General features: G+C 42.8%; 23 protein-coding genes and 1 pseudogene. 22 read left to right on the top strand and 2 right to left on the bottom strand.

Annotation, left to right across the window (positions count from 1 at the left end; translation table 11 throughout):
- The first annotated feature begins 12 nt into the window (after positions 1-12).
- From AC58PQ_RS12760 to AC58PQ_RS12710, 11 genes and pseudogenes are all read left to right on the top strand, one after another.
- Complete coding sequence (locus AC58PQ_RS12760) at positions 13-273, top strand: stage V sporulation protein S (RefSeq protein WP_028558349.1); 261 nt, start codon at positions 13-15, stop codon at positions 271-273.
- 144 nt (positions 274-417) lie between these two features.
- The gene (locus tag AC58PQ_RS12755; RefSeq protein ID WP_497242312.1) at positions 418-1,359 is read left to right on the top strand and encodes a dipeptidase; all 942 of its coding nucleotides are present in this window, start codon (positions 418-420) and stop codon (positions 1,357-1,359) included.
- 208 nt (positions 1,360-1,567) lie between these two features.
- Positions 1,568-3,316, top strand: a complete 1,749-nt coding sequence (locus tag AC58PQ_RS12750) for a 2-oxoacid:acceptor oxidoreductase subunit alpha (protein ID WP_497242311.1) — start codon at positions 1,568-1,570, stop codon at positions 3,314-3,316.
- Positions 3,304-4,170 (top strand): 2-oxoacid:ferredoxin oxidoreductase subunit beta, encoded by an 867-nt coding sequence (locus AC58PQ_RS12745; protein ID WP_497242310.1) that lies wholly within the window; start codon positions 3,304-3,306, stop codon positions 4,168-4,170. Before AC58PQ_RS12750 ends, AC58PQ_RS12745 begins: the two co-directional genes overlap by 13 nt.
- 98 nt (positions 4,171-4,268) lie before the next feature.
- Positions 4,269-4,838, top strand: coding sequence for a phosphate propanoyltransferase (gene pduL / locus AC58PQ_RS12740; RefSeq protein WP_497242309.1), 570 nt, complete (start codon positions 4,269-4,271; stop codon positions 4,836-4,838).
- Positions 4,839-5,129: 291 nt separating this feature from the next.
- Positions 5,130-6,419 carry an MHYT domain-containing protein gene (locus tag AC58PQ_RS12735; RefSeq protein ID WP_497242308.1) on the top strand — a complete coding sequence of 430 codons (1,290 nt, stop codon included), beginning with the start codon at positions 5,130-5,132 and terminating at the stop codon, positions 6,417-6,419.
- An 8-nt stretch (positions 6,420-6,427) separates the two neighbouring features.
- Positions 6,428-7,554 (top strand): annotated as a pseudogene (locus AC58PQ_RS12730) (putative bifunctional diguanylate cyclase/phosphodiesterase).
- 159 nt (positions 7,555-7,713) lie between these two features.
- Entirely contained in the window at positions 7,714-9,300 is a 1,587-nt protein-coding gene (gene miaB / locus AC58PQ_RS12725) for a tRNA (N6-isopentenyl adenosine(37)-C2)-methylthiotransferase MiaB (protein ID WP_497242307.1), read from the top strand.
- Between the two features lie 35 nt (positions 9,301-9,335).
- Positions 9,336-9,800 carry a YlbF/YmcA family competence regulator gene (locus AC58PQ_RS12720; RefSeq protein ID WP_497242306.1) on the top strand — a complete coding sequence of 155 codons (465 nt, stop codon included), beginning with the start codon at positions 9,336-9,338 and terminating at the stop codon, positions 9,798-9,800.
- Between the two features lie 116 nt (positions 9,801-9,916).
- Positions 9,917-10,651, top strand: coding sequence for a phosphonate ABC transporter ATP-binding protein (locus tag AC58PQ_RS12715; protein ID WP_497242305.1), 735 nt, complete (start codon positions 9,917-9,919; stop codon positions 10,649-10,651).
- A complete protein-coding gene (locus AC58PQ_RS12710) occupies positions 10,648-11,136 on the top strand; it encodes a low molecular weight protein-tyrosine-phosphatase (RefSeq protein WP_497242304.1) in 489 nt (162 codons plus the stop codon). Before AC58PQ_RS12715 ends, AC58PQ_RS12710 begins: the two co-directional genes overlap by 4 nt.
- A 67-nt stretch (positions 11,137-11,203) precedes the next feature.
- On the opposite strand, the gene AC58PQ_RS12705 is transcribed toward AC58PQ_RS12710, so the two are convergent.
- A complete protein-coding gene (locus tag AC58PQ_RS12705) occupies positions 11,204-12,451 on the bottom strand; it encodes an ATP-binding protein (protein WP_497242303.1) in 1,248 nt (415 codons plus the stop codon).
- 211 nt (positions 12,452-12,662) lie between these two features.
- On the opposite strand from AC58PQ_RS12705, the gene AC58PQ_RS12700 reads away from it, so the two are divergent.
- The 9 genes from AC58PQ_RS12700 (at position 12,663) to mgrA (ending at position 21,347) form a co-directional block, all read left to right on the top strand.
- Positions 12,663-12,830 carry a hypothetical protein gene (locus tag AC58PQ_RS12700; protein WP_497242302.1) on the top strand — a complete coding sequence of 56 codons (168 nt, stop codon included), beginning with the start codon at positions 12,663-12,665 and terminating at the stop codon, positions 12,828-12,830.
- 113 nt (positions 12,831-12,943) lie between these two features.
- Positions 12,944-13,954 carry a 2-oxoacid:acceptor oxidoreductase family protein gene (locus AC58PQ_RS12695; RefSeq protein WP_497242301.1) on the top strand — a complete coding sequence of 337 codons (1,011 nt, stop codon included), beginning with the start codon at positions 12,944-12,946 and terminating at the stop codon, positions 13,952-13,954.
- 34 nt (positions 13,955-13,988) lie between these two features.
- A complete protein-coding gene (locus tag AC58PQ_RS12690; protein ID WP_497242300.1) occupies positions 13,989-16,292 on the top strand; it encodes a thiamine pyrophosphate-dependent enzyme in 2,304 nt (767 codons plus the stop codon).
- A 71-nt stretch (positions 16,293-16,363) separates the two neighbouring features.
- Positions 16,364-16,663, top strand: coding sequence for a hypothetical protein (locus AC58PQ_RS12685; RefSeq protein WP_497242299.1), 300 nt, complete (start codon positions 16,364-16,366; stop codon positions 16,661-16,663).
- A 141-nt stretch (positions 16,664-16,804) separates the two neighbouring features.
- Positions 16,805-17,764, top strand: coding sequence for a C40 family peptidase (locus tag AC58PQ_RS12680; RefSeq protein WP_497242298.1), 960 nt, complete (start codon positions 16,805-16,807; stop codon positions 17,762-17,764).
- A 108-nt stretch (positions 17,765-17,872) separates the two neighbouring features.
- Complete coding sequence (locus tag AC58PQ_RS12675; protein ID WP_497242297.1) at positions 17,873-18,466, top strand: ribonuclease H-like YkuK family protein; 594 nt, start codon at positions 17,873-17,875, stop codon at positions 18,464-18,466.
- A gap of 131 nt (positions 18,467-18,597) precedes the next feature.
- Positions 18,598-19,104, top strand: coding sequence for an ADP-heptose synthase (locus AC58PQ_RS12670; protein WP_477596250.1), 507 nt, complete (start codon positions 18,598-18,600; stop codon positions 19,102-19,104).
- A 24-nt stretch (positions 19,105-19,128) separates the two neighbouring features.
- Positions 19,129-20,154: a phosphotransferase enzyme family protein gene (locus AC58PQ_RS12665; RefSeq protein ID WP_497242436.1), complete on the top strand. Its 1,026-nt coding sequence runs from the start codon at positions 19,129-19,131 to the stop codon at positions 20,152-20,154.
- 203 nt (positions 20,155-20,357) lie between these two features.
- Positions 20,358-21,347, top strand: coding sequence for an L-glyceraldehyde 3-phosphate reductase (gene mgrA / locus AC58PQ_RS12660; RefSeq protein ID WP_497242296.1), 990 nt, complete (start codon positions 20,358-20,360; stop codon positions 21,345-21,347).
- A gap of 3 nt (positions 21,348-21,350) precedes the next feature.
- Here mgrA and xerS read toward each other — a convergent pair whose 3' ends face one another.
- Positions 21,351-22,433 carry a tyrosine recombinase XerS gene (gene xerS / locus AC58PQ_RS12655; RefSeq protein ID WP_497242295.1) on the bottom strand — a complete coding sequence of 361 codons (1,083 nt, stop codon included), beginning with the start codon at positions 22,431-22,433 and terminating at the stop codon, positions 21,351-21,353.
- Between the two features lie 156 nt (positions 22,434-22,589).
- On the opposite strand from xerS, the gene sigV reads away from it, so the two are divergent.
- Positions 22,590-23,099 carry an RNA polymerase sigma factor SigV gene (gene sigV / locus AC58PQ_RS12650; RefSeq protein WP_497242294.1) on the top strand — a complete coding sequence of 170 codons (510 nt, stop codon included), beginning with the start codon at positions 22,590-22,592 and terminating at the stop codon, positions 23,097-23,099.
- A 2-nt stretch (positions 23,100-23,101) separates the two neighbouring features.
- Entirely contained in the window at positions 23,102-23,989 is an 888-nt protein-coding gene (rsiV, locus tag AC58PQ_RS12645; RefSeq protein ID WP_497242293.1) for an anti-sigma-V factor RsiV, read from the top strand.
- The last annotated feature ends 6 nt before the right edge of the window (positions 23,990-23,995 follow it).

Genomic DNA, 23,995 nt, shown 5'->3' with positions numbered 1-23,995 from the left:
GAGGTACTATTCATGGATGTATTAAAAGTTTCAGCAAAATCCAATCCAAACTCCGTAGCAGGTGCATTGGCAGGCGTATTGCGTGAGCGTGGAGCCGCTGAGCTCCAAGCGATAGGTGCAGGCGCATTGAACCAAGCCATCAAAGCAGTAGCTATCGCAAGAGGATTTGTGGCGCCTAGTGGAGTCGACTTAATATGTGTACCAGCCTTCACGGATATCGTTATTGATGGGGAGGACCGGACAGCTATTAAATTGATTGTCGAGCCTCGGTAGACGGTAAGGCAACTGTATAAGTGTTGACTTTCATGACTGACAACCAGTTCAAACGAAATGTTATCACAGTACCTATGAAACCTCTGTATAGAGGTTTTTGTGCTGTTTAGATACCTGTTTACGAGGTCAGGAGGCGGAATTAAGATGGGAATTGTAGATGGGCATTGCGATGCACTAACGAAGCTATACAAGAATTCTAAGCTAGATTTCAACCAGGATGAGTTAGAGTTGGATGTAAGCTTTCCAAAGCTTCAGCAGGCAGGGGTTAAGGTACAATATTTTGCCATTTATCTTCCGGAATCCATTTCCAACCCAAGCTTTGATCATATTTTACAAATGATAGATGTTTTTCATCGGAAGATTATAAGTCACCCGCAAATGAGCTTTATTCAATCAGCAGCGGATTGGCTAGCATTGGAGCAGTCTCAGAAAGTTGGGGCCATTTTAACCTTGGAAGGTATGGATGCACTTGCTGGGAATTTGACCCACTTACGCATTCTATATCACTTAGGCGTTCGCTGTGCAGGACTGACCTGGAACTACGCGAATTGGGCGGCGGACGGTGTAATGGAGCCCAGGAATGGCGGGTTTACGAAAAAAGGGAAGCTCATGTTAAAAGAAATCGAAACTTTGGGTATAATAGTCGATGTGTCCCATCTTTCTGTAGCAGCATTCTGGGAGCTCGCCCAAGATTACAAAAAACCATTCATTGCTTCGCATTCAAACGCATATCACATTTGTCCCCATCCAAGAAATTTATCAGATGATCAAATTAAAGCTATCATAGAATGTAAAGGTTTGATGGGAATTACGTTTGTACCCTACTTTCTGGATAACTCAAAAACAACCATCCAGATCTCATCGATCCTGAAACATATTGATTATATCTGTGCATTAGGCGGAGAGGCCCATATTGGGTTTGGTTCGGATTTTGATGGCATCGAGCAGTGGGTGAAAGATTTAAGACATGTTGGACAATACGGAAATATTATAGAGGCTTTATGTAAAAACTATACGGAGTCGCAAGTAGAGGCATTCTTGTATGGCAATTGGCGGAATTTCATGTTGGCGAACCTTCCGCAATGATAGGAAGGAATCAATCTAATATTGATATGGATACAATCTAAAAACTCTATCTTTTAGAAACGGTTAAACCTCTTGCAATTTACTCTGCAAAGGCATAGAATTTGGATGACAAGTGAAAGAAATTTTTTATTGCATCATCTTAAAATACTATACAATTAGCTTATCAAATTTTCTTCATGCAGCTACAATTAAAAGGAGTGGACGTACGGTGATTAGTCAGTTATCTTGGAAAATCGGAGGTCAGCAGGGTGAAGGGGTCGAAAGTACAGACCGCATTTTCTCCACTGCATTGAACCGTCTCGGTTACTATTTGTATGGGTACCGTCATTTCTCTTCACGGATTAAGGGGGGGCATACAAATAACAAGATTCGCATCAGCACCAAGCCGATTCGCGCAATCTCAGACGATTTAGATATTCTTGTTGCTTTTGACCAAGAAAGTATCGATTTCAACGCACACGAACTTCGTGATAATGGTGTTATCGTTGCGGATGCTAAATTTAACCCTGTTTTACCTGAAGGAATCAAAGCTAGATTGTTTCCAGTACCGATCACTGCAATCGCAGAGGAATTAGGAACTTCCCTATTTAAGAACATGGCCGCGTCAGGCGCTTCATGGGCTCTACTTGGCTTGCCGATTGACGTGTTTAATAAAGCTGTTGAAGAAGAATTTGGCCGTAAAGGTGCCGCTGTCGTTGAGAAGAATATTGAAGCAGTTCGTAAAGGTGCGGAATCCGTTCTTGAACTCGCTGGCGGACCTATCGCTGACTTCCAACTAGAGCCTGCTGACGGACAACAAAAATTGTTCATGATCGGAAATGATGCAATCGCTCTTGGAGCTGTTGCTGCAGGTTGCCGCTTCATGCCAGCTTATCCAATTACACCAGCATCCGAAGTTATGGAATACTTGCAAAAGGTACTTCCTAAAATGGGTGGGACTGTTATCCAAACCGAAGATGAGATTGCAGCAGTAACAATGGCAATTGGCGCTAACTACGCTGGTGCTCGTGCATTGACAGCTTCTGCAGGTCCGGGACTTTCCTTGATGATGGAAGCTATTGGTCTAGCAGGTATGACAGAACAGCCTGTTGTTATCGTTGATACACAACGTGGTGGTCCAAGTACAGGACTTCCAACGAAACAAGAACAATCCGATTTGAACGCAATGGTATACGGTACTCACGGTGAAATCCCGAAAATCGTGCTTTCTCCAAGTACGATCGAAGAGTGCTTCTACGATACAATTGAAGCATTTAACCTTGCTGAGAAATATCAAGTGCCAGTTATCCTTATGACAGATCTTCAGCTTTCATTGGGTAAACAATCCGCAGAAATGCTAGATTATAATCGTATCGTGATTGACCGCGGTGCATTAGTAACAGAAGCGCCAGAACAAGAGGCTAACCAATTGTTCAAACGTTATGAGTTCACTGAAAATGGTGTATCTCCGCGTGTGATTCCAGGTGTTAAGCACGGTATCCACCATGTTACAGGTGTTGAGCATGACCAAACAGGTCGTCCTTCCGAGAGCACTGAAAACCGTCAACGCATGATGGATAAGCGTCTTGAGAAGTTGAAACACATTCAAGTGACTGATGCAATTAAATTCGATGCACCTCACGACAACCCAGATCTTCTAATTATCGGTATGGGTTCAACTGGCGGCACGATCGATGAAGCTAGACGTCGCGTTGAATTGGAAGGTATCAAAACTAACCATGCAACTGTACGTTTGATTCATCCATTCCCAGCTGACCAACTTCGCCCACTTATTGAAAAAGCGAAAACAGTTATCGTTGTTGAAAACAACGCTACAGGTCAATTGGCAGATCAAATTAAACTGCATGTTGGTCATGCAGATAAAATTAAAAATGTTCTTAAATACAATGGTAATCCATTCTTACCAGCAGAAATCGAACAAAAATGTAAGGAGTTGACTTTAGCATGGCAACATTAAAAGACTTTCGTAACAATGTAAAGCCTAACTGGTGTCCTGGTTGCGGAGATTTCTCCGTACAAGCAGCTATTCAACGTGCTGCAGCTAACGTTGGTCTAGAACCAGAAAACTTAGCAATCGTATCAGGTATCGGATGTTCTGGACGTATCTCCGGATACATCAATGCATATGGATTCCATGGTATCCACGGTAGATCTTTGCCAATCGCACAAGGCGTGAAAATGGCTAACCGCGATTTGACAGTTATCGCTTCTGGTGGAGACGGAGACGGTTTTGCAATTGGTATGGGGCATACTGTTCATGCTATTCGTCGTAACATAGATGTTACTTACATCGTAATGGATAACCAAATCTACGGTTTGACGAAAGGTCAAGCATCGCCACGTAGTGCGGAAGGCTTCAAGACGAAAAGCGTACCATCAGGTACGGTTGAGTCCGCGATCTCTCCATTGGAAATTGCAATGGCTGCAGGAGCTTCCTTCGTAGCACAATCGTTTTCCAGTAACTTGAAACAGTTAACTGCTGTTATCGAAGCTGGTCTGAACCACAAAGGTTTCTCCTTGATTAACGTATTCAGCCCATGCGTAACGTTCAACAAAGTGAACACGTATGACTGGTTCAAAGAGAACATCGTAGACTTGGATGAAATTCCAGACTACGATTACACAAACCGTGTAATGGCGATGACGAAAATCATGGAAACAAACTCCATGCTTACGGGTATCATCTACCAAAACAAAGACAAAAAGAGCTATGAAGATTCTCTTCCTACTTTTGCTAAAGAAGGTCTATCGAAACAAGATCTTAAGCTTTCCGAAGCTGACTTCAGTAAATTGCTTACTGAGTTCAAATAAACTATTACTTACAAAGGCATGCGGTGAAATTCCGTATGCCTTTTTTGCTAAGCGGTAATACTTACAGATATGATTTTAATGAGAGGATGATTTCCACAATGCACTTGATTCCAATTGGTGTTTCAGCAAGACACATACATCTTTCCCAAAAGCATGTAGTCGAGCTCTTCGGTGATGGATATGAGCTTTCGGTATTCAAAGTTCTTTCCCAGCCTGGGCAATACGCGGCACAGGAGACTGTTGCCATTGTAGGGCCTAAGGGTCAATTCGATAAAGTACGGATTCTGGGTCCGATAAGACCTCAAACACAAATTGAGGTATCACGCACAGATGCTTTTACGTTAGGAATTCAACCTCCAGTACGTGAATCGGGTCAAATTGAAAATACGCCTGGATTGCGTGTGATTGGCCCCAAAGGGGAAGTTACCTTAGAGAAAGGTGTCATTGTTGCGGTAAGACATATTCATCTGCATACTACCGAAGCCAATCAATGGGGGATACAAGATAAACAACGCCTTCGAGTTCAATTGCGTGGTGAAAGACCTTTAATTTTGGAAGATGTGATTGCACGAGTATCGGATCAATTTGCTTTGGATATGCATATTGATACAGACGAAGGAAATGCAGCAGGTGTTAAAACGGGAGACGAGGCGGAGCTTCTTCTCTAATGTTAATTGCATTAATTATTGTATGGACTAGTCATACGAATCAAAACCATCCTTTACACAAACAGGTGAAGGATGGTTTTGATTTGTATATTATACAAGAAAAATACGCGAATATGTAACTTTTGCATGTTTTCGAGTATTTTCGACATAAATGTATAGAGGCTCCATGTAAATCATGGAAAGATGGTTTTCAATATATTTAATATTTAAATGTAATGTTAGGCTTATTGAGCTGAACCAGTGACTCCTTCGGTTTGTAATTATCAATGCCTAAACTGAGGAGGCATCATTGTGGAAACTATCTCAAGTACGTATAACATCCCGCTCGTCATCTTTTCGATTCTCATTGCCATCATAGCATCATTTGCTGCATTGGATCTTGCAATCAGAATCCATAAGGCCAAAAGCTCTGCAAGGCAAGCCTGGTTAGCTGGAGGCGCTTTTGCGATGGGAATGGGCATATGGTCCATGCATTTTGTTGCGATGCTGGCATTTCATTTACCATTTTCCGTCACTTACCAATTGTCTATGGTGATTTACTCCATTATACCAGCGCTGCTTGCATCTTGGTTAGCCTTACATATCATTAGCCGATCCATTATGCACAAGTCTCACGTGTTTATCGGAGCTACTTTGATTGCCACAGGGATCGTTTCGATGCATTACATTGGCATGGAAGCAATGGTCATGGGCGCAACAATTGAATATAATCCCTTTCTATGGGCTCTTTCTGCCATCATTGCTTATGTTGTTTCATTAGTAGCACTCCAGTTGTTATTCTCAGTAAAACAGAATGCAAGCTCGCCTCGCATTTGGATGCGGAAGCTAGGTAGTTCGTTGATCATGGGGATCGCCATATGTGGTATGCATTATACAGGCATGGCGGCTGCAACCTTCAAGCATGATCATGCTCATTTGGTCTCAGAGCATACATTTGACACATCATTGTTAGCGTATTTGATAGGATTTGGCATTTTGTTTATTTTAGGGTTGACATTCATTAGCACATTTATTGATAGACGATTTGAATCGCAGCTGATGATGTCAGAGAAAAGATTTCGCTCTGTCGTGGAATCAGCCCATGATGCCATTATATTAGCAGATAGCAATGGGACTATTATATCTTGGAATAAAGGTGCCCAACTCATTTTTGGTTATGAAGAACAGGAGCTTCTCGGTGAAAAATTACATATTATTTTTCCAGATCGTTACTTAGCCTATCATCAAGAGCGTTTGGAGAGTCTCATTACCATAGCCGAGGAGAATGAGTTTGGTAAGGCGCATGAACTGCAAGGTTTAAGAAAAGATCAAAGCGAGTTGCCAGTTGAACTATCGTTAGCAGTTTGGAAAGAAGAAGGAAACACGTACATTAGCTGCATCATCCGAGATATTTCAGAACGAAAAAGGGCTGAAGAAAAAATCAATCAAATGGTATATCGCGATGCACTAACGGGGCTGCCGAATCGGCTTTTATTGAATGATCGACTCGAACTCGCTTTGGATCAAGCTCATGAAAACCAACAAAGCATAGGAATTATGTTTATTGATTTAGATCGTTTTAATATATTAATGACACGCTAGGTCATGCAATGGGCGATAAGTTATTGATAGAGGTTGCGAATCGATTCGAAACTTGCATTGGTAAAGGTGATACGGTTTCTCGGCAAGGCGGCGATGAATTTATTGTTCTTTGGGCGCACACAACCGCTGATGAAATGATAAAAAATGCTCAAAAAATTGTTCGTATATTCTCTCAGTCATTTAGCATTCTTGAACATGAGCTATTCGTTACACCTTCGATTGGTATTAGTCTCTACCCATCAGATGGTGGAGATATTGAGACATTAATTAAGAATGCAGACACTGCGATGTATCGTGTGAAAGAACAAGGTAAAAATAGTTTTCAGTTTTACACACCGGAGATGAACGAGGCAGTAACTAAAAAAATGCAGATGGAAATCGGATTGCGTAAAGCATTGGAACGAAAAGAATTTCGAGTCTTTTATCAGCCACAGGTTGATGTGAATTCGGGGAAGGTTATCGGTGCAGAAGCACTAATCCGTTGGCAACACCCGGAATGGGGACATATATCTCCGGCTGATTTCATTCCATTAGCAGAAGAAACTGGATTAATAATACCCATTGGTGAATGGGTGCTTAATGAAGCATGCCGCCAAAATAAAGAATGGCAGAACCAAGGATTTGTTCCATTGCGTATGGCAGTTAATATTTCATCAAAGCAATTTAAGCAAAGTAATTTAATTGAAATGGTGATTCATGCGTTAGACGTGACTGGGTTAGCCCCTCATTATCTTGAACTTGAGTTAACGGAAAGTATTATTCAAGATTCGAAGTACGCCATTGAGACCATGCATAAACTAAAAACGATGGGTATTTTTTTATCGATCGACGATTTTGGGACGGGCTATTCATCCTTAAATTATTTGAAGCTTTTTCCGATCGGCAGCTTAAAGATTGATCAATCTTTTACCCGAAATATGTTGAGGATGCTAAGGATGCTGCACTTGTACATACGATTATTACAATGGCGCATAATTTGGATCTGAAAGTTATTGCAGAAGGTGTGGAAACGAAGGAACAGCTTCAATTCTTATTACAACGTGAATGTAATGAAGCGCAAGGATATTTATTTAGCCGGCCTATACCTGCACAAGAGATGACAGACATTATCAAGCAGCAGTTTACCTATGGTTAAAGTAATTTCTTCAGCCTTCTCATCAGAGAAGGTTTTTTGTCCCCAAATAACGTGTTACTGAAGCCAATATGGATATACAGGTATCAGTTGTGCTATAATTTGATATTGGGTTAATACAAGTTAGAGCTATATTTATAGATAAAGGGAAGTGAATTCATCATGTCGAAGGAGAACCAAAATACATCGGATTTAAAATCCGACAAGGTTAAGGATTACTCCAAATACTTTGACTTCTCGGATGCGAAAGTGTTAAGCCAAGAAGAGGGCAAAACGACTTATCGAATTAAAGGTCGGAATATCCAAATCAATTCTGCACCCAATTATAAAGATGAGAAGCAACGTGGTAAAGAGGACATTCAGGTTCATTACGATTTTGCCATTCCGGAAGATATGCAGCAATTTGGTAAGGACAAATATTATCTAATAACAACTTATGGTTGCCAAATGAATGAACATGATACCGAGGTCATGAAGGGCCTTTTCGAACAAATGGGCTATACAGCTACGGAAGACAAGCAGATTGCAGACGTCATCTTGCTAAATACGTGTGCGATTCGTGAGAATGCCGAGGATAAAGTGTTCGGTGAGCTTGGTCATCTGAAAACATTGAAAGCGCAGAAGCCAGGACTTATTCTTGGTGTATGTGGATGTATGTCGCAGGAAGAATCCGTTGTCAATCGCATTATGCAAAAGCATGCCTTTGTCGATATGATTTTCGGAACTCATAATATTCATCGCCTGCCAAGCCTTTTGAAGGATGCCTTTTTCAACAAAGAAATGGTTGTGGAGGTATGGTCAAAGGAAGGCGATATCGTAGAAAATCTCCCGAAAAAGCGGGAAGGTATCCGTGCTTGGGTTAACATTATGTACGGCTGCGATAAGTTCTGTACCTACTGTATTGTTCCATATACACGGGGGAAAGAGCGAAGCCGTAGACCACAGGACGTTTTGGCTGAAGTCAGGGATTTGGCTCGTCAAGGCTTTCAGGAAATTACGCTACTTGGACAGAATGTCAATGCCTATGGCAAAGACTTTGAAGATATAACGTACACGTTCGCTGATTTGATGGACGATATTCGTAAAATTGATGTTCCACGTATACGTTTCACAACATCGCATCCGCGAGATTTCGATGACCGCTTGATCGAGGTTTTAGGCAAGCGTGGTAATCTCGTTGAGCACATTCATTTGCCAGTTCAAGCTGGGAATACAGAAGTCTTAAAACGGATGAGTCGGAAGTATTCGAGAGATCATTATTTGCAGCTAGCTGGTAAAATTAAGTCAACCATGCCTGATGTTGTGTTAACAACCGACATTATCGTTGGTTTTCCAGGCGAGACGGATGAGCAATTCGAGGATACGATGACACTGTACGAGGAAGTTGGTTTTGATTTTGCGTTTACCTTCATTTATTCTCCGAGAGTAGGTACGCCTGCAGCAGAGATGGAAGACAATGTTCCAATGGAAGTGAAAAAGCAACGATTATATCGTCTTAATGAGCTGGTCAATAAACTTAGCAAAGACAGCAATGAGCGATTGCTTAATCAAACCGTTGAAGTATTGGTTGAAGGTGAAAGTAAGAATAATGTGGATGTGCTTGCCGGCCGTACGCGGACGAATAAACTTATCCATTTCACAGGAGATCCATCCTTGATTGGCCAAATGGTTGAGGTTAAAGTCACTCATGCACAAACTTGGATTTTGAAAGGCGAGATTGTACATAAGCCTCTTCAAATGTCTGTATAAAATTTTGAATTGAATAAATAGGAGCGTGTTAAGATATGTCCCAATGTGATCATGCGCATGATGATAATCAGCCTCATGCATTTAAAGTAGAGGAATTTACGAATACAGAAATGATCGTCCGCGAAGATATTTTGGCGAAAGCGAAGGAACTTGCTACTTTACTTACAACTTCCAATGAAGTTCAGTTCTATCAAAAGGCTGAAAAGCAAATCGCAACAAATCCCGATATTCAAGGGTTGATTAGTGCTATAAAGAAAAAGCAAAAAGAGATTGTTGCTTTTGAAACGTTCCAAAACAAGAAAATGGTGGAAAAAATCGAGAATGAGATCGAAGTCCTGCAGGATGAATTAGATGGGATACCTATCGTTAACGAGTTCAAGCAAACTCAAGAAGATATTAACTATTTGCTTCAACTTGTCATGTCGGTAGTCAGAGATACGATTTCGGATAAAATTAATGTTGAAGCTGGCGCGGCTGAAGCACCGACTTCTTGCGATTAAGGATTACATGTAGAAGAGAAGGAAATCGCCCTCAACGAGCCGAGTAACAGCTTGACTTGAGTGGCGATTTTTTCCGAAACATAAGAATGACTAGGCTTACGTGAAGGAGAGTTGTCATGCTGACAGTTCGAAATTTAAGTAAAGTATTTCCCCCGGACAATCAGGTTCTATCGCAAATTAGCTTTCAGGTAGATGCAGGTGAATTTATCGCGGTAATCGGGAGCAGTGGAAGCGGGAAAACAACGCTGCTTAAGTGTATTAGTCACCAAGAGAAATGGACAAGTGGTCAGCTCATTTATAACTCGAATGATATTACGAAGCCAGGTCCATGGGACCGTTTTAAATTAGGTAAGGATTTCGCATACCTGGAAGAGAAGCCTTTTCTAAATCGGAATAAAAGCGCTGTCAAGAATGTGTTGATGGGGAGGGTGTATCAAGCACCGCTACGAATGATTACAGGCTTGTCGTCGAGAAATGAGAAGATCGATAGCATGGATTTCTTAGAGAAGGTTGGACTTCTGGATAAAGGTGACAAGAAGGTTGGTCAGCTTAGCGGTGGCGAACAGCAACGTGTCGCGATTGCTAAAGCGTTGATTCTTGGACCCAAGGTACTCGTCGCAGATGAGCCTGTATCCGGGCTTGATCCCAAGTCCACGGAGTACATTCTGCAAGATTTGAAGTCCCTGTGCAAAGAGCGGAACATGAGTGTCATCGCCACGCTGCATAAGGTTGAATTAGCGGAACGATTTGCAACGCGTATTTGGGGTGTCTCGGAAGGTAGAATTGTATTAGATATTCCAGCTAGACCACTTACACTCAATGAAAAAATGCTCGTTTTTGGACAAATATGATTAGGGTCTTATTCGTCTGTTTAGGTAACATTTGTCGTTCGCCCATGGCGGAAGCTGTGTTTCGGCATCAAGTGAAGGAAGCGGGACTTGAAGGAGTCATTTCTATAGATTCTGCCGGCACAGGGGATTGGCATATCGGTCATCCTCCACATCAAGGAACACGGGATATTCTTGACCGTCATCATATTGGTTATGAAGGCTTGAAAGCTAGGCAAGTACGTCCAGATGATTTCAACCAATTTACATATATCATCGCGATGGATGAAAGTAATGTTGTTAATCTCGCCTCGTTTGCTCCTGAATTGGCGGGGGTTGTGAAGAACGCTTCGATACATAAGTTGTTGGATTTCTCAAGTAATCCGGGACATTCCGACGTGCCAGATCCGTATTATACCGGGAAGTTTCAAGAAGTGTTTGAGATGGTGGAGGAAAGCTGCAGTCAATTTCTCGCATTTATCGTGGAGAAGGAAAAATTAGCTAATTAAGTGTATTGAAATTTATAAGCAAGCTGGACAAGAGTGCGCTCTTAACTAGCTTGCTTATTTGGTATGTTCAGTTTTGTTGGAAAATGATCGAACATTGCGTGCCGCGATTGAGGCTGCTTGAAAATGAAATTTTGCCGTTCATTTTCTGTATAAGACTCATGACTACGACAAGTCCAATTCCTGTTCCATGTTCTTTGGTCGTATAGAAGGGCTTACCCAACGAATTCAATTGCGTATCCGTCATTCCAACACCCGTGTCTGAAATCGAGATCTGGACAGTGCTAGGATGCTTCCAAGTGCGTAAGGACAACCGTCCACCATTAGGCATGGATTCGATTGCGTTTTTAATGAGATTGAGTAAGCATTGGCGGAGCTTTTGGGACTCGCCAAGAATATATAAGGGAGCTTCACATTCATGTGAAATATCAATTGCAACTTGAAAGTCAATCGCATAGGGTGAAATAAAACGAACGGTTTGTTCTAGCTCCTCTTTGATATCTAGTTGTTCCTCTAAGTCCGCAGAAGGCTTCGCATAGTTAAGGAAATCAGTCAATATGGTGATGGCCTGGTCTACACCTGACAGTGCAAGATCGGCATAACGTCTACGATCCAAATTCGACAGATCTGATTTTTGCATTAATTGCAGAAAACCGCGTGTCGAGGTAAGCGGATTACGGATTTCATGAGAGATTGTTGCGGATAATTCAGCGAGCATGCGATTCTTCTCTAAATGAGCGATATGTTTTCGCTGAATTTCATATTTGTTAATAAAGAAAAGTAAAGTGATCATGATCCATAGTGAGATGAAGGCAAACACAATTACGTAGCCTGTATATAAGGAAAATGGCGCTAAGACATAAGGCGCAAGTGGCGCATACAATAGTTCATACACGATGAGAATACCAGTTGCATAAGTTAGTTTTATCTTCAATGAAGCTTGGGATACGCGATTTCGAGCTAGAAAGCCAAGAATAAGCACGAATGTGCTGCTTAGCAGGGCTGGTTCCCAATAATAGTGCAGAACGAACATACAACCGATATTGAAAATGATCCATGTTAAGATGGAAGGCGCAATGCCAAGGCCTAGCGTCACGAAAAGCAAACAGACAGGTACTAATTGCAAGGAGTAAATCAAAGGGTCTATGTCGGCAAAGTTCCAATAAAGGAGGATAAAGACACCTAGAATTAATGAGAAAATGAGATATAAATGCTGTTCTTTATGAATGAAATGGTTAACAAGAATAAGATGGAGCAGCGCAGCGCTCATGAGATAGAAAAGGTTATGTAGTTCGTTGGAAATAATGAAATGAAGCAATCCCAAGCATCCTTTCCATAATTCGACAATTTGGTACTTATTTCTACATTATCTCACAAATGCGATTTGAATCAAGTGAAACAGGTTGTTTAGAATGCTAAAGATTTCATAAAGACTTATGGTCAGTGGCGTATAAAGCACTGTATAATAAAGAGAACATGATTGCAAGCGTTTACAATATTGGGGGATTTAAAGCCGAGGAGAGATGTGAATGCGGACGTGCTCACAGGTTTGCGGTGTTGTGTTTAATCCAATTGATGACGATTATGTAGACGTGTGTGAGGATTGTGAGGAAAGAAATTTGGATGCAGATGTGAATCCGGAGTCGCTCAGTTTTTATATGGGGAAATGCGGACTAATCATTGATTATTTGCTTTAAATGGCTGTGAGAAAAAAAGGTTGATTACCAGCCATTTCTTGTTACAATAATAGTAGATTTACTATTCATACTATTCACTCTTTATGCAGTTCATTTTTGAAAGGAGACCAAGCATGGTAACTTTACCTAAATTGAACGATCTCGGCTTTTTCGAGATAAGACTGGAATCCATCGGCGGTCTAGGCGCGAATCTGGCGGGCAAGATGCTGGCAGAAGCAGGAGTCGTTGGCGTTGGTTTGAACGGTGTCAGTTTCTCATCCTACGGGTCAGAGAAGAAAGGGTCTGCAGTAAAAGCACATATTCGATTTTGTGACATGGAAACGAAGATTCGGGATACATCGCCCGTTGAACGACCGCATGTTGTAGGTGTTTTTCATGAATCACTTTCCAAAACTGTAAACGTTATCAGTGGCATCTATGAGGATAGTACCGTGTTAGTAAATTCAACCAAAACACCGGATGAATTGAAGGAAAAGATGAAGCTCAGAGGTGGAACGATTGCCGTCATTGACGCAATAGGTATTTCACTCGAAGAGAAAAATCGCGTGAATATGGCGATGTTAGGAGCGATGTTCCGATTGTGTGAATTTCTGGATCCAGATGTCATGCGAGGCGTCATTCGGAAGTCGTTAGAAAAGAAATATCCGCTTGCAGTTGCTCCGGCATTACGTACTTTCGACCGCGGCTATAACGAGGTGGTTTTTCAGACGTATGTGCTTCCAGAAGGGGAATCCATGCCTGATTTTGTACGGTATGATACACCAGTTCTGGGCTTTGCTACGCAACCTATCGGGGGTGTCGTTACGAATCCCGGTAATAGTATTCTCAAAGATTTGAGCATTTCCCGTGCTGGGATGATGCCACATTTTCATGAAGATTCATGCATTCACTGCGCTTCTTGTGATAATGTGTGTCCTGACTTTTGTTTTGTATGGGATGAGCTCCCCGACAAGAAAGGCCGTCCCCAAATGTTCCTGCAAGGCATAGACTATCAATACTGTAAAGGTTGCCTTAAATGTGTACAGGCTTGTCCAACCGATGCGCTCTCCAGTGAGCGTGAAGAAGATGGCTATGCAGATCTAAATCGCATGCCGCATCGATTCAATCTAGCTATAAACTCTTAGAGAGTATTTATGGGAGAAGGGTGGAACTACTCGCATGTCCATTGATATCAAGCAGGAATTAGGGCAAGCTAAGGTCGAGCAGCGCATCGTGTATGAATCAGGGAATGAAATGGCGGCCTATGCGGCGCATCAAATTAATTATCATGTCATGGGGTACTTTCCGATATCACCATCAACGGAGGTAGCTCAGTTTCTAGATCTCATGAAATCCAATGGACAGCATGATATTGTTTTAATCCCTGCAGACGGTGAACATGGTTCAGCAGGTATATGTTATGGCGCATCAACTGCTGGCGGCCGCGTATTTAACGCGACGAGCGCCAACGGTTATTTGTATATGTTGGAACAAATGCCGGTCCAATCCGGAACCCGCTTTCCGATGGTTATGAATTTGGTTTGCCGCTCCGTTTCAGGACCACTCAATATTCATGGTGATCATTCAGACCTTTATTATGCCTTAAATACCGGATGGCCGATCGTGATGTGCCGTGACCCGCAAGCCGTATATGATATGAATATTATGGCATTAAAATTAGCCGAGGATCCTGAGGTGCGGTTGCCAGTCATGGTCGCTTCAGATGGCTATTTCACCTCTCACCAAAAGCGCAGAGTGCAAACCTTCGCACATCGGGCTGATGTGCAAGCATTCGTAGGTGAGAAGCCACAGGGCTTCCCAGATACTTTAGATCGCAATAATCCGATTACGGTAGGACCGTATATGAATGAACCGGATTATATTAATAACTGCTATCAGCAGTCGATGGCCATGTATAACGCTGAGGGTGTGTATGATCGCATTCGGCAGGAATATGCCGATCTGACGGGCCGTGACTATCCGATTCTGGAGCTATATCGGATGGAGGACGCGGAAGTCGCGGTATTCTTGATGAATTCGGCCTCCGAAATCATCAAGGATGTCGTCGACCAGCTCCGCGAGAAGGGCATTAAAGCAGGTTCGATCGCACCGAACCTGATCCGACCTTTCCCAGCGAAGCAGATCGCAGAGGCGCTGAAGAATGTGAAAGCGATCACCGTAGGCGATCGCGCAGATTCTTACGGTGGACATGGCGGCAACATGGTCAATGAAATCAAAGCGGCGCTGTTCACCAACGGGAACAGAGATACGCTTGTCATAAGCCGGATCTATGGCTTAGGTGGTAAAGACTTTTATGCCGAGGATGGGCATAATCTGTTCCAATTCGCCATTGACGCGATGGAGAGCGGCAAGGTGGACGTGCCTTTCGATTACTACGGCCACACGCCGGGGGATCCTTCGAAAGCACCGAAGCGGGTTTTGACGCCAATGAAGTATGAAGATTTGAAGACAGGTCTCATCACCGTTTCACCAGATGAGAATACAGGGAAGTTGAATGTTCGCATTCCTCCTCTACGTTCCTTAACGAAGAAGCCGAAGCGGATAGCTCCAGGTCATGGCGCGTGTCCTGGCTGTGGTATTTTCTCAGGGCTCGAGCTGTTCTTTAAGGGAATAGAAGGCGATATTGTTTCCATTTTCCACACAGGCTGTGCGATGGTTGTAACAACGGGGTATCCGTATTCAGCGCATAAAGCCACCTATATCCATAATCTGTTCCAGAATGGCGCAGCAACGCTGTCAGGCGTTGTGGAGATGTTCTGGGAGCGTAAGCGTCGCGGAGAACTCGATCATCTGGGGTTGCAGGACGATTTCACCTTCGTCATGATCACAGGTGATGGCGGTATGGATATTGGGATGGGGCCTGCCATTGGAGCTGCACTACGGAATCATAAAATGATTATTCTCGAGTATGATAATGAAGGTTACATGAACACAGGTGCACAGCTTTCTTATTCAACACCGATGGGACATCGGACATCCACGTCTAATGTTGGAAAGCATCAGGGTGGTAAAGTGTTCCATCACAAGGATACTGCGCAAATTATGGCCGCGACTCACATCCCTTATGTATTTACAGGTTCAGAGGCGTACCCGCAGGATCTGGTTAAGAAAGCAGCGAAAGCACAGTGGTATGCGCAGCATGAAGGATTAGTCTACGGTAAAATTCTCATTGCTTGTCCGCTGAATTGGCTGTCGGATGACCAAGAAGGCTCTAACATCGTTGGCGCTGCGGTTGACTCTTGTTTCTTTCCTCTCTATGAGGTAGAACATGGCGTAACATCCATCACTTATAATCCCGAGGATAAGAGTAAGAAGATTCCGTTATCCGATTGGTTGAAAACGATGGGTAAAACGAAGCATCTCACGAAACCGGAGTATGAGGGCTCGCTGAAGTCCTTTGAGACGGAAGTAGAACGTCGTTGGAACATGTTGAAAGCCAAGCATGAAAATGCGTATTTGTAACTAGCAATCATACAAACGAAGGCACATTCCCCTCGTGGTGAATGTGCCTTTCTCATTGGAGGTAGTGGAAGATGCCCTTTGTTTTGCAGCACAAAGAAACCGATCAAATTTACACATGCACGCTCATTAATCATTATGGACTCGCCTATTATGGCGTGAAATTTTGGAATGAGCTCGAGGAAGCGAATGAGGGGGCGGCGATTCTCTATTTGGAATCACAATCCGTCCATGATCCGAGTCATTGGCAGGTAATCGAACTGGGAGAAAATGAAATGAAAATAGGCAATGTAAAGCTCAAGAATTCCTCGCAGTGGCAGCTATTTTGGTCATCTTTAACAAGAAAGGCTGAAGTGCGTAAATTGGAAAATTAAACCGTGTCGTCAATAGGCTACTCGCCGTACACCATTAGGCAATAATCGCTACCTTTCACCTATATTCGTGCTTGACCCCCTCAAACTATAATAAGGGTTAGAACGAATAATCTAACATCATACCCAGTGGAGGGAAAGAATATGAGAAAGTGGACGATGGTTATTGCGGTATTAATGGTAGCTTTCATGGCTCTACTACCCATAAATACACAAGCTGAAGATGGAGTCACGACAAAGGCGCAGATTGTTGCTGGTGTAAGTTTTCGAGATCAACCTAGTACTTCGAGCAACGTGCTTCGCATGTTGAAAGCAAATGAAATCGTAACGGTGACGGACTATACAACTGTGAATTGGTTTCGAATTAAGGATGCCCAAGGTGTAAGCGGATATGTATCCACAAATAGTAAATACATTACGATTGTCAGTAATGCTCAAATCTTGTATGGCGTTAATTTCCGTACGCTGCCGTCTTCAGACGCTAGTTCAGGTTCGAAGGTGATTCGAATGCTGGGCAAAGGCGAAGAAGTTCTTGTTACCGACAAAGTGAATGATGGCTGGTATAAAGTGAAAGATGCTAACGGTATTAGTGGATATATGAGCAGCAGCAGTAAATATATAACAACGGATTTCTCGGTGATAAAGCCCAATATGCCAGTAGCCGATGAAATCGAAGCGGTGATTAACGCGGGAGAAGTGTACCTGGGGACTCCTTATGAATTTGGTTCGGAACGTAATGATCCTTCTACTTTCGATTGCTCTGACTTTGTTCAAACGATGTTCTGGGATGCGCTTCGTCTGTCCTTGCCAAGTGATTCTGCTGCGCAAGGCAGCTATGTAAAAGCATTGGGGCCAATTGTGAAGGATTGGACGAAGTTGAAACGCGGGGATCTCCTATTTTTCAGCAACTATAAAGGATCGAAGGCTTCTGATTACGATGGTATCAATGTACTGACAGAGCCGATCACTCACGTTGGTTTATACTTAGGCAACGGTCAAATGCTGCACACGTATTCCATTGAATCTGGTGGCGTTCGCGTGGATACGATTGATGGCAAGCAGTGGGAAAATCGATTTTTGTACGGCGGCCCTGTTTTAAAGTAAGTTGATGGTTCGAACAGGCAAGGATTGCCATATACTATAGAAGAGGCGGGTGCTGCCCCCAGCATCCGCCTTTTTCTATAGTTTATGGAGAAAGGGAGAGCCTTATCTTTGAAACCTTCGACGACGAACCAACCACTGGAATTTAGGAACACAACGGAAAGAGGACTTAACCTGGATACCGTGCACGAGCGTATTCTTCATTTCATGCGACTTGACCCCGTGGCCACCTATAAATTCATTATAGGCACGGATTGTCAGGTGCACACAGGTCATACGAAATTCATTACCGGCGTAGTTATCCAGCGGCTAGGGAAAGGAGCGTGGGCATGTTATCGTCAAGTGATCGTACCAAGAGCCCTTCACTCAATCAAAGAAAAACTTTCCATGGAAACCACATTAAGTGAAGAGATTGCGATGTATTTTGACGAAAACAAGCGATTAGATATGGAAAATATTATTCTTCCTCATCTGTATCAAGGTGCCACTTTCGATATGTTCATTCATATCGATGCGGGGGATGACGAGAATAGAAATCGGACGGCAAAATTCGTCCAAGAGATGGTGCGACGTGTGGAATCTGTGGGCATGGTTCCGGTCATTAAGCCTGATTGTTATGTCGCATCCGCATATGCGAATCGCTACTCCAAGAAACCATTTCGCCCCCTTTACGAGGACAACGAGGTGTTTGATGGCAGTTTATAAGCAGCGTAAAGAACCGTTAGCTCGAATGGTCAAAACGATCTAGGAGCTAACGGTTTTTATTTAATAAAGGATTTCCGATCTTTCTATCGAAATATTGCTGAATGAGGATTGTAGCATAAGGGGGGAATTCCATGAGCAAAACGTTTATTATCGAAGCTGTGATGTTAGCCGTGCATGGCCAGCTCATGCTGCCATCAAAGCCTGTGACTTATTTAATTCCTTATACGAGCATTCAAGAGCTATATGAGCTGCAGATCAGTCCTGAACCCATTATGTTAGAGCAAGATGATGATGGTTTTGTCAAACAAATGATTGGTGAGCTCATTGCCTTCTTTGAGGAATCTTTTAATAAGAAAAAAATAGAAAAAGCATTATCCATGCCATGGGGCAAAAGCCCTCCGTTACCGATTAATGAGCATGTGACATTGAAGATCGTTTATGCAATAGATAATGAAGCCTATGGTGATCAATTTGACCCGATAGAAACGGAATTAATTTTGACCGCGATCAAAGAGCAAGCCGTTTTATTAACGGATCAATTCGATTTTATTGAGCGATTAGTGGAGTCAGCTATACCCGTAGAGGCTTTTGATGTTGAGGATTTTGAGTTCGCGGTAGAAGGCGACAATCAAGTTTAAGAAGAGGAGCTGAACTTGAGCATTATGCGAGTCATTGAACAAGAGGAACAACTAGCGTTACTTCCCGCTAATTGGTTTGGGGCTCAGACATGGACGCTTCGTGTTGGTGCTGGGGGAATGAATAATACAACACGATTCGTCGAAGTCGAGGGTCGTACATATGTTCTGCGTCTCTACGAAACGCACCGTGACCAGAACAAAATTAAGTTTGAACATAGCGTTTTACTTCGATTAGCTGAAATGAAAGAGGAATTTCCTTTTGAAATTCCTATGCCTTTAGAGCTGCCAACGGGAGGAACCGTGGTGACACTTGGGAATGATGATGGGAAGCTAGCGGCCTTATTTACATTTACGGAGGGTCATAATCCAATCGAATTAACCTTGAGTCAGCTGCAAGACATGGGGAAAGCGGCAGGTCAACTATCTGCTTCCTTAGCTAGGATCACAATTGAAGGTAAGCCGGAGTATGCCCCTTATTATGAAATTGAACATATTCATCCTAGCTGTAAGCCGGATGCAATTCGAGCGTTTTCGCTGCAACCGCCCGAACCATTCATGGCCCAGAAGGAAGAACTTGCTTATATATTTGATCGCTATATGGCCTTATATGCCGCGATTCCAACCATTCGTCAGCTGCCACATCAGCTCGTACATGGGGATATTAATGGATCTAATGTGCTGGTTGATGATGAGGGGCGACTTGCCGCCATTCTTGATTTTGAATTTGTAACGATCGATGCGCGTGTTATGGAACTAGCCGTGTGTTTGTCTGATCTCATCGATCCAATGCTGTCTGAAGATAGACTCCGCGCGAATTGTAGCGCTTTCTATGAAGGGTACCGTAAGTTTGTTCAATTAGCTGAAAAAGAAATCAGCATGATACCGTTATTGGTTGAGCTTCGCAGGCTGGACGTTTTTATACATTTTCTTGGACGGTACTTAGATGGCGTGGATCCACAGGGTGTGCTGGTCGACATTATTCGAAATACGTATGAGAAAACTAAATGGCTGCAAGCGCACGATGCCTTGCTGCGCTTTGATCTGAAATAGGTTAAATTAGCGTGCTTACTAACCTTAAGGTTAGTAAGACACGTTTTTTTCAGTTCTTTTTTTGTTGTTAGGCTTCAACTATACTAGTACATAGGAAAGAGGAAACTTGTGAAAACTTTAGTGAAAACTTAGTGAAAACTTAGTGAATACATAAGTTACTTTTATCTAAGAAGGTTTTCTCAGAAATTTGAAGGAGGACAATCATGGTCTATCAAGCTAGTTCAACACGCTATGCAGAAATGAAATATAATCGTACAGGGAAATCAGGGCTTAAGCTTCCAGCTATTTCGCTCGGCATGTGGCACAATTTTGGGGGTTTAGATCTACATGAGAACGGACGTGCCATGCTACTTCGTTCATTTGATTTGGGGATTACGCATTTTGATTTAGCGAACAATTACGGACCACCACCAGGCTCCGCAGAGGAATTAATGGGACGTGTACTTAAAAGTGATCTAGGCGCTTATCGTGATGAACTCATCATCTCGACGAAATCGGGCTATCACATGTGGGAAGGTCCTTACGGCGAGTGGGGCTCCAAGAAAAACATGGTGTCCAGCTTAGACCAAAGCTTAAAAAGAATGGGACTCGACTATGTTGATATTTTCTACTCTCACAGACCAGATCCGAACACGCCGTTCGAAGAAACCATGGCGACGTTGGATTTAATCGTGCGTCAAGGTAAAGCTCTATATGTCGGTCTTTCCAACTATACAGCTGAGCAAACGAAAGAAGCAGCTTCCATTCTCAAAGGTCTGGGTACGCCGCTTCTTATTCACCAACCATCCTACAGCATGATGAACCGTTGGATCGAAGATGGCTTGCAGGATGTATTGTATGAAGTCGGCGCTGGAAGTATTGCGTTCTGTCCACTTGCGCAAGGTTTACTGACAAATAAATATATCAATGGCATACCCGCGGATTCAAGAGCAGGCGGTAAGAGCCAATTCCTGAAAGAGAAAGATATAACGGAAGAGAAGTTGAACCAAATTATTCAACTGAATGAATTGGCTAGCTCACGTGGTCAAAGCTTGGCGCAAATGTCGCTGGCATGGGCACTTCGTGGCGAGCGTCTCACATCCGCTTTGATTGGTGCTAGCCGCGTATCGCAAATCGAGGAGAATGTTGCAGCATTGAAAAACCTGGCGTTTGCTCCGGAAGAGTTGGCTGCAATCGAAAAAATCCTGAAGTAATCTTCAGGATTCCAATCGTTTATCAATCGCTTCGGACATCGTTCGATCCGTGAGATGCGCATAGATTTGCGTGGTTTCAGGGGAGGCGTGGCCGAGCTGCTCTTGCGTTTTGTATAAGTCGTTCTGTAAGTAATAATCTGTGGCAAAGGAATGTCGCAGCTTATGTACGGATAAGTATGGCTTGCCAAAACGTTTGGCATATTTGATTACTAGTTCTTGAATAGCTCGTTTGGTCATACGTTCGCCTTCTTTTTTGCCATTTGCCATGGCAATGAAGAGGGCTTTTTCTTTTTTAGTCGGCTTGTACCGGGAAGAGCGAATGGCCAAGTAGTCCGTGAGGGCTTGGATCGCTTCGAAACGGAAATACACTGGCGTTTTGAACGTGTCGTCATTTTTACCCTTACGATACACATGTGCGAGCTTCATTTTCAGATCAATATCATCGACGTTCAGGTTAAACACCTCAGAAACACGAAGCCCTGAGTTAAGGATGAGCGTTACGATGCAGGTATCTCTGATTTTATTTAACTCGTAGGCGTATAGCGCTTGTTTGTTCGTCGCAACATCATGCTCGTAGCCTTCCTTTACATAAGCAATGAACTCCACGATTTCCTCTTCCTGCAACAGTTTACCTTCGAGTTTCGCTGCACTGTCCTTCGCCTTATGGGAGCGCTTAATTTCAACCTTGGCCATCACATTCCGCTTTAGAAGCGGGTAGAAGTTATCATCCTCAGCAATTTGACTCAAATAATGAAATAAGGAACGAAGTGCGGATAGCTTACGATTAATTGTTGTTTTACCATTTGCTTGTACTTTACGGGTGGCGAGGAACATGCGAAAATTATTAATGCTGTCCATATGCAGCTTCTCTAAATCCTCAAGTGGAACCTGATTCATTATGGTCGCTGTGCTTAATCCCTCCGCAAGCAGCCAAGATAGGAAAATCTCATAATCACGTACATATTCAAGGAGCGATGAGGGTGAGAGATCAGGGAGCTTATAATTAATAAATTTCTCAATATACCACGGCATTGAAGGTACGCGACGATCTAACTCATGGCGATCTTTGATTTTAATAATATTCATATCAGTACACCTCATTAGCGTCTTGCTGTTAGTATACCAGTGGATAAGCGAAATTGGTAGGCATTGAAATCAAACTATTCAGCACCCTGAGACGTCTTAGCTACAACAAGATTCATCTCTTAATAACCGCGCGGTAAAAGGAGCGTCATCAACGACATGGCTATAAATAGGAAGCTAGAAAATGAATTAATAACCTGCATAACAGAGCACAAGGAGAACGTATATCGTCTTGCTTACAGTTATGTGAAAAATCAAGAGGATGCACTCGACATTGTGCAAGAGGCGATTCAGAAGGCTTTTGCAGCCTCTGATTCATTGAAAAGTAACGCGTCCATCAAAAGCTGGTTTTACCGAATTGTCGTCAACACCTCGCTAGATTTCTTGAGAAAGCATAAGAAGCTTACCGTCATGGATGATGTATCGATGGAAGCGATAACGCCTGGCAGTGAAGATGCCTATACGAATATTGATTTGGAAAGAGCGCTGGAGGATTTGCCGACGATGTATCGTAGTGTCATAACGCTACGGTATTTCGAAGATTTGAAGATCGATGAAATCGCGGATGTGTTAAAAGAAAATACGAGCACAATCAAGACGCGGCTCTACCAAGCACTTAAGCTTTTACGGATAAAAATGAACGATGATAATCTAGTGGAGGTAAACTAACCATGGACGAGAAGTTAGAACGAATGAAACAAACCTATATGGACATTCCTATCCCTACTGAACTCGATTTCATTGTAAATCAAGCCATTAAACAAAATAGAAAAAAGCCGAGAACGAATTTGAAATGGTCATCAGCGGCTGTTGCTGCCGCGGCTATTGTACTGGTTGCAGGACTTAATACGAGCCCAGCGTTGGCCCAAACCTTATCCGAGATGCCCGTCGTTGGCAAATGGATGAAAGTCCTGACTTTTCGAGAATATCAGTATGATGATGGTGCGCACCAAGCGAAAATTGAAGTTCCTATAATTACGAATATGGAAAATAAAGTGCTTGAAGAATCCTTAAATGCGAAGTATTTGGAGGAAAGTAAAAAGCTCTACACGGATTTCATGGTAGACATGGAGAAAATGAAAGCAAGTGGCATAGAGGGTCACCTCGGGGTAGCTAGCGGTTATGTCGTTAAAACGGACAATGATCAAATCCTCGCAGTGGGGAGATATGTCGTTAATACAGTAGGATCTTCGTCGACGACTTTCCAATACGATACGATTGATAAAAAGAATCAACTGCTCATCACCTTGCCAAGTTTGTTTAAGGATGAGGGTTATATTCAAGTCATAAGTGAGTACATTAAGTCACAAATGATACAACAGATGAAGGAGGACCCTTCCAAAATCTATTGGGTGGAGGGTGTTCCGAATAGCGTGAATTTTTTCTTTTCATCGATCAAAAAGGATCAAAGCTTCTATATCAATAAGGATGGCAAACTTGTTATTGTGTTTCAAAAATATGAGGTTACGCCTGGCTATATGGGTGGACCTGAATTCATCATTCCCACCAATCTTCTACATGATCTGTTAAGTACACATGCTTATCTTTTGCCCGAATAAAATGGG

The sequence above is a fragment of the Paenibacillus sp. J22P143 genome, assembly GCF_059692035.1.
The sequence above is the reverse complement of the archived record's forward strand: the minus strand, read 5'-3'. Positions and strand labels throughout refer to the sequence as shown.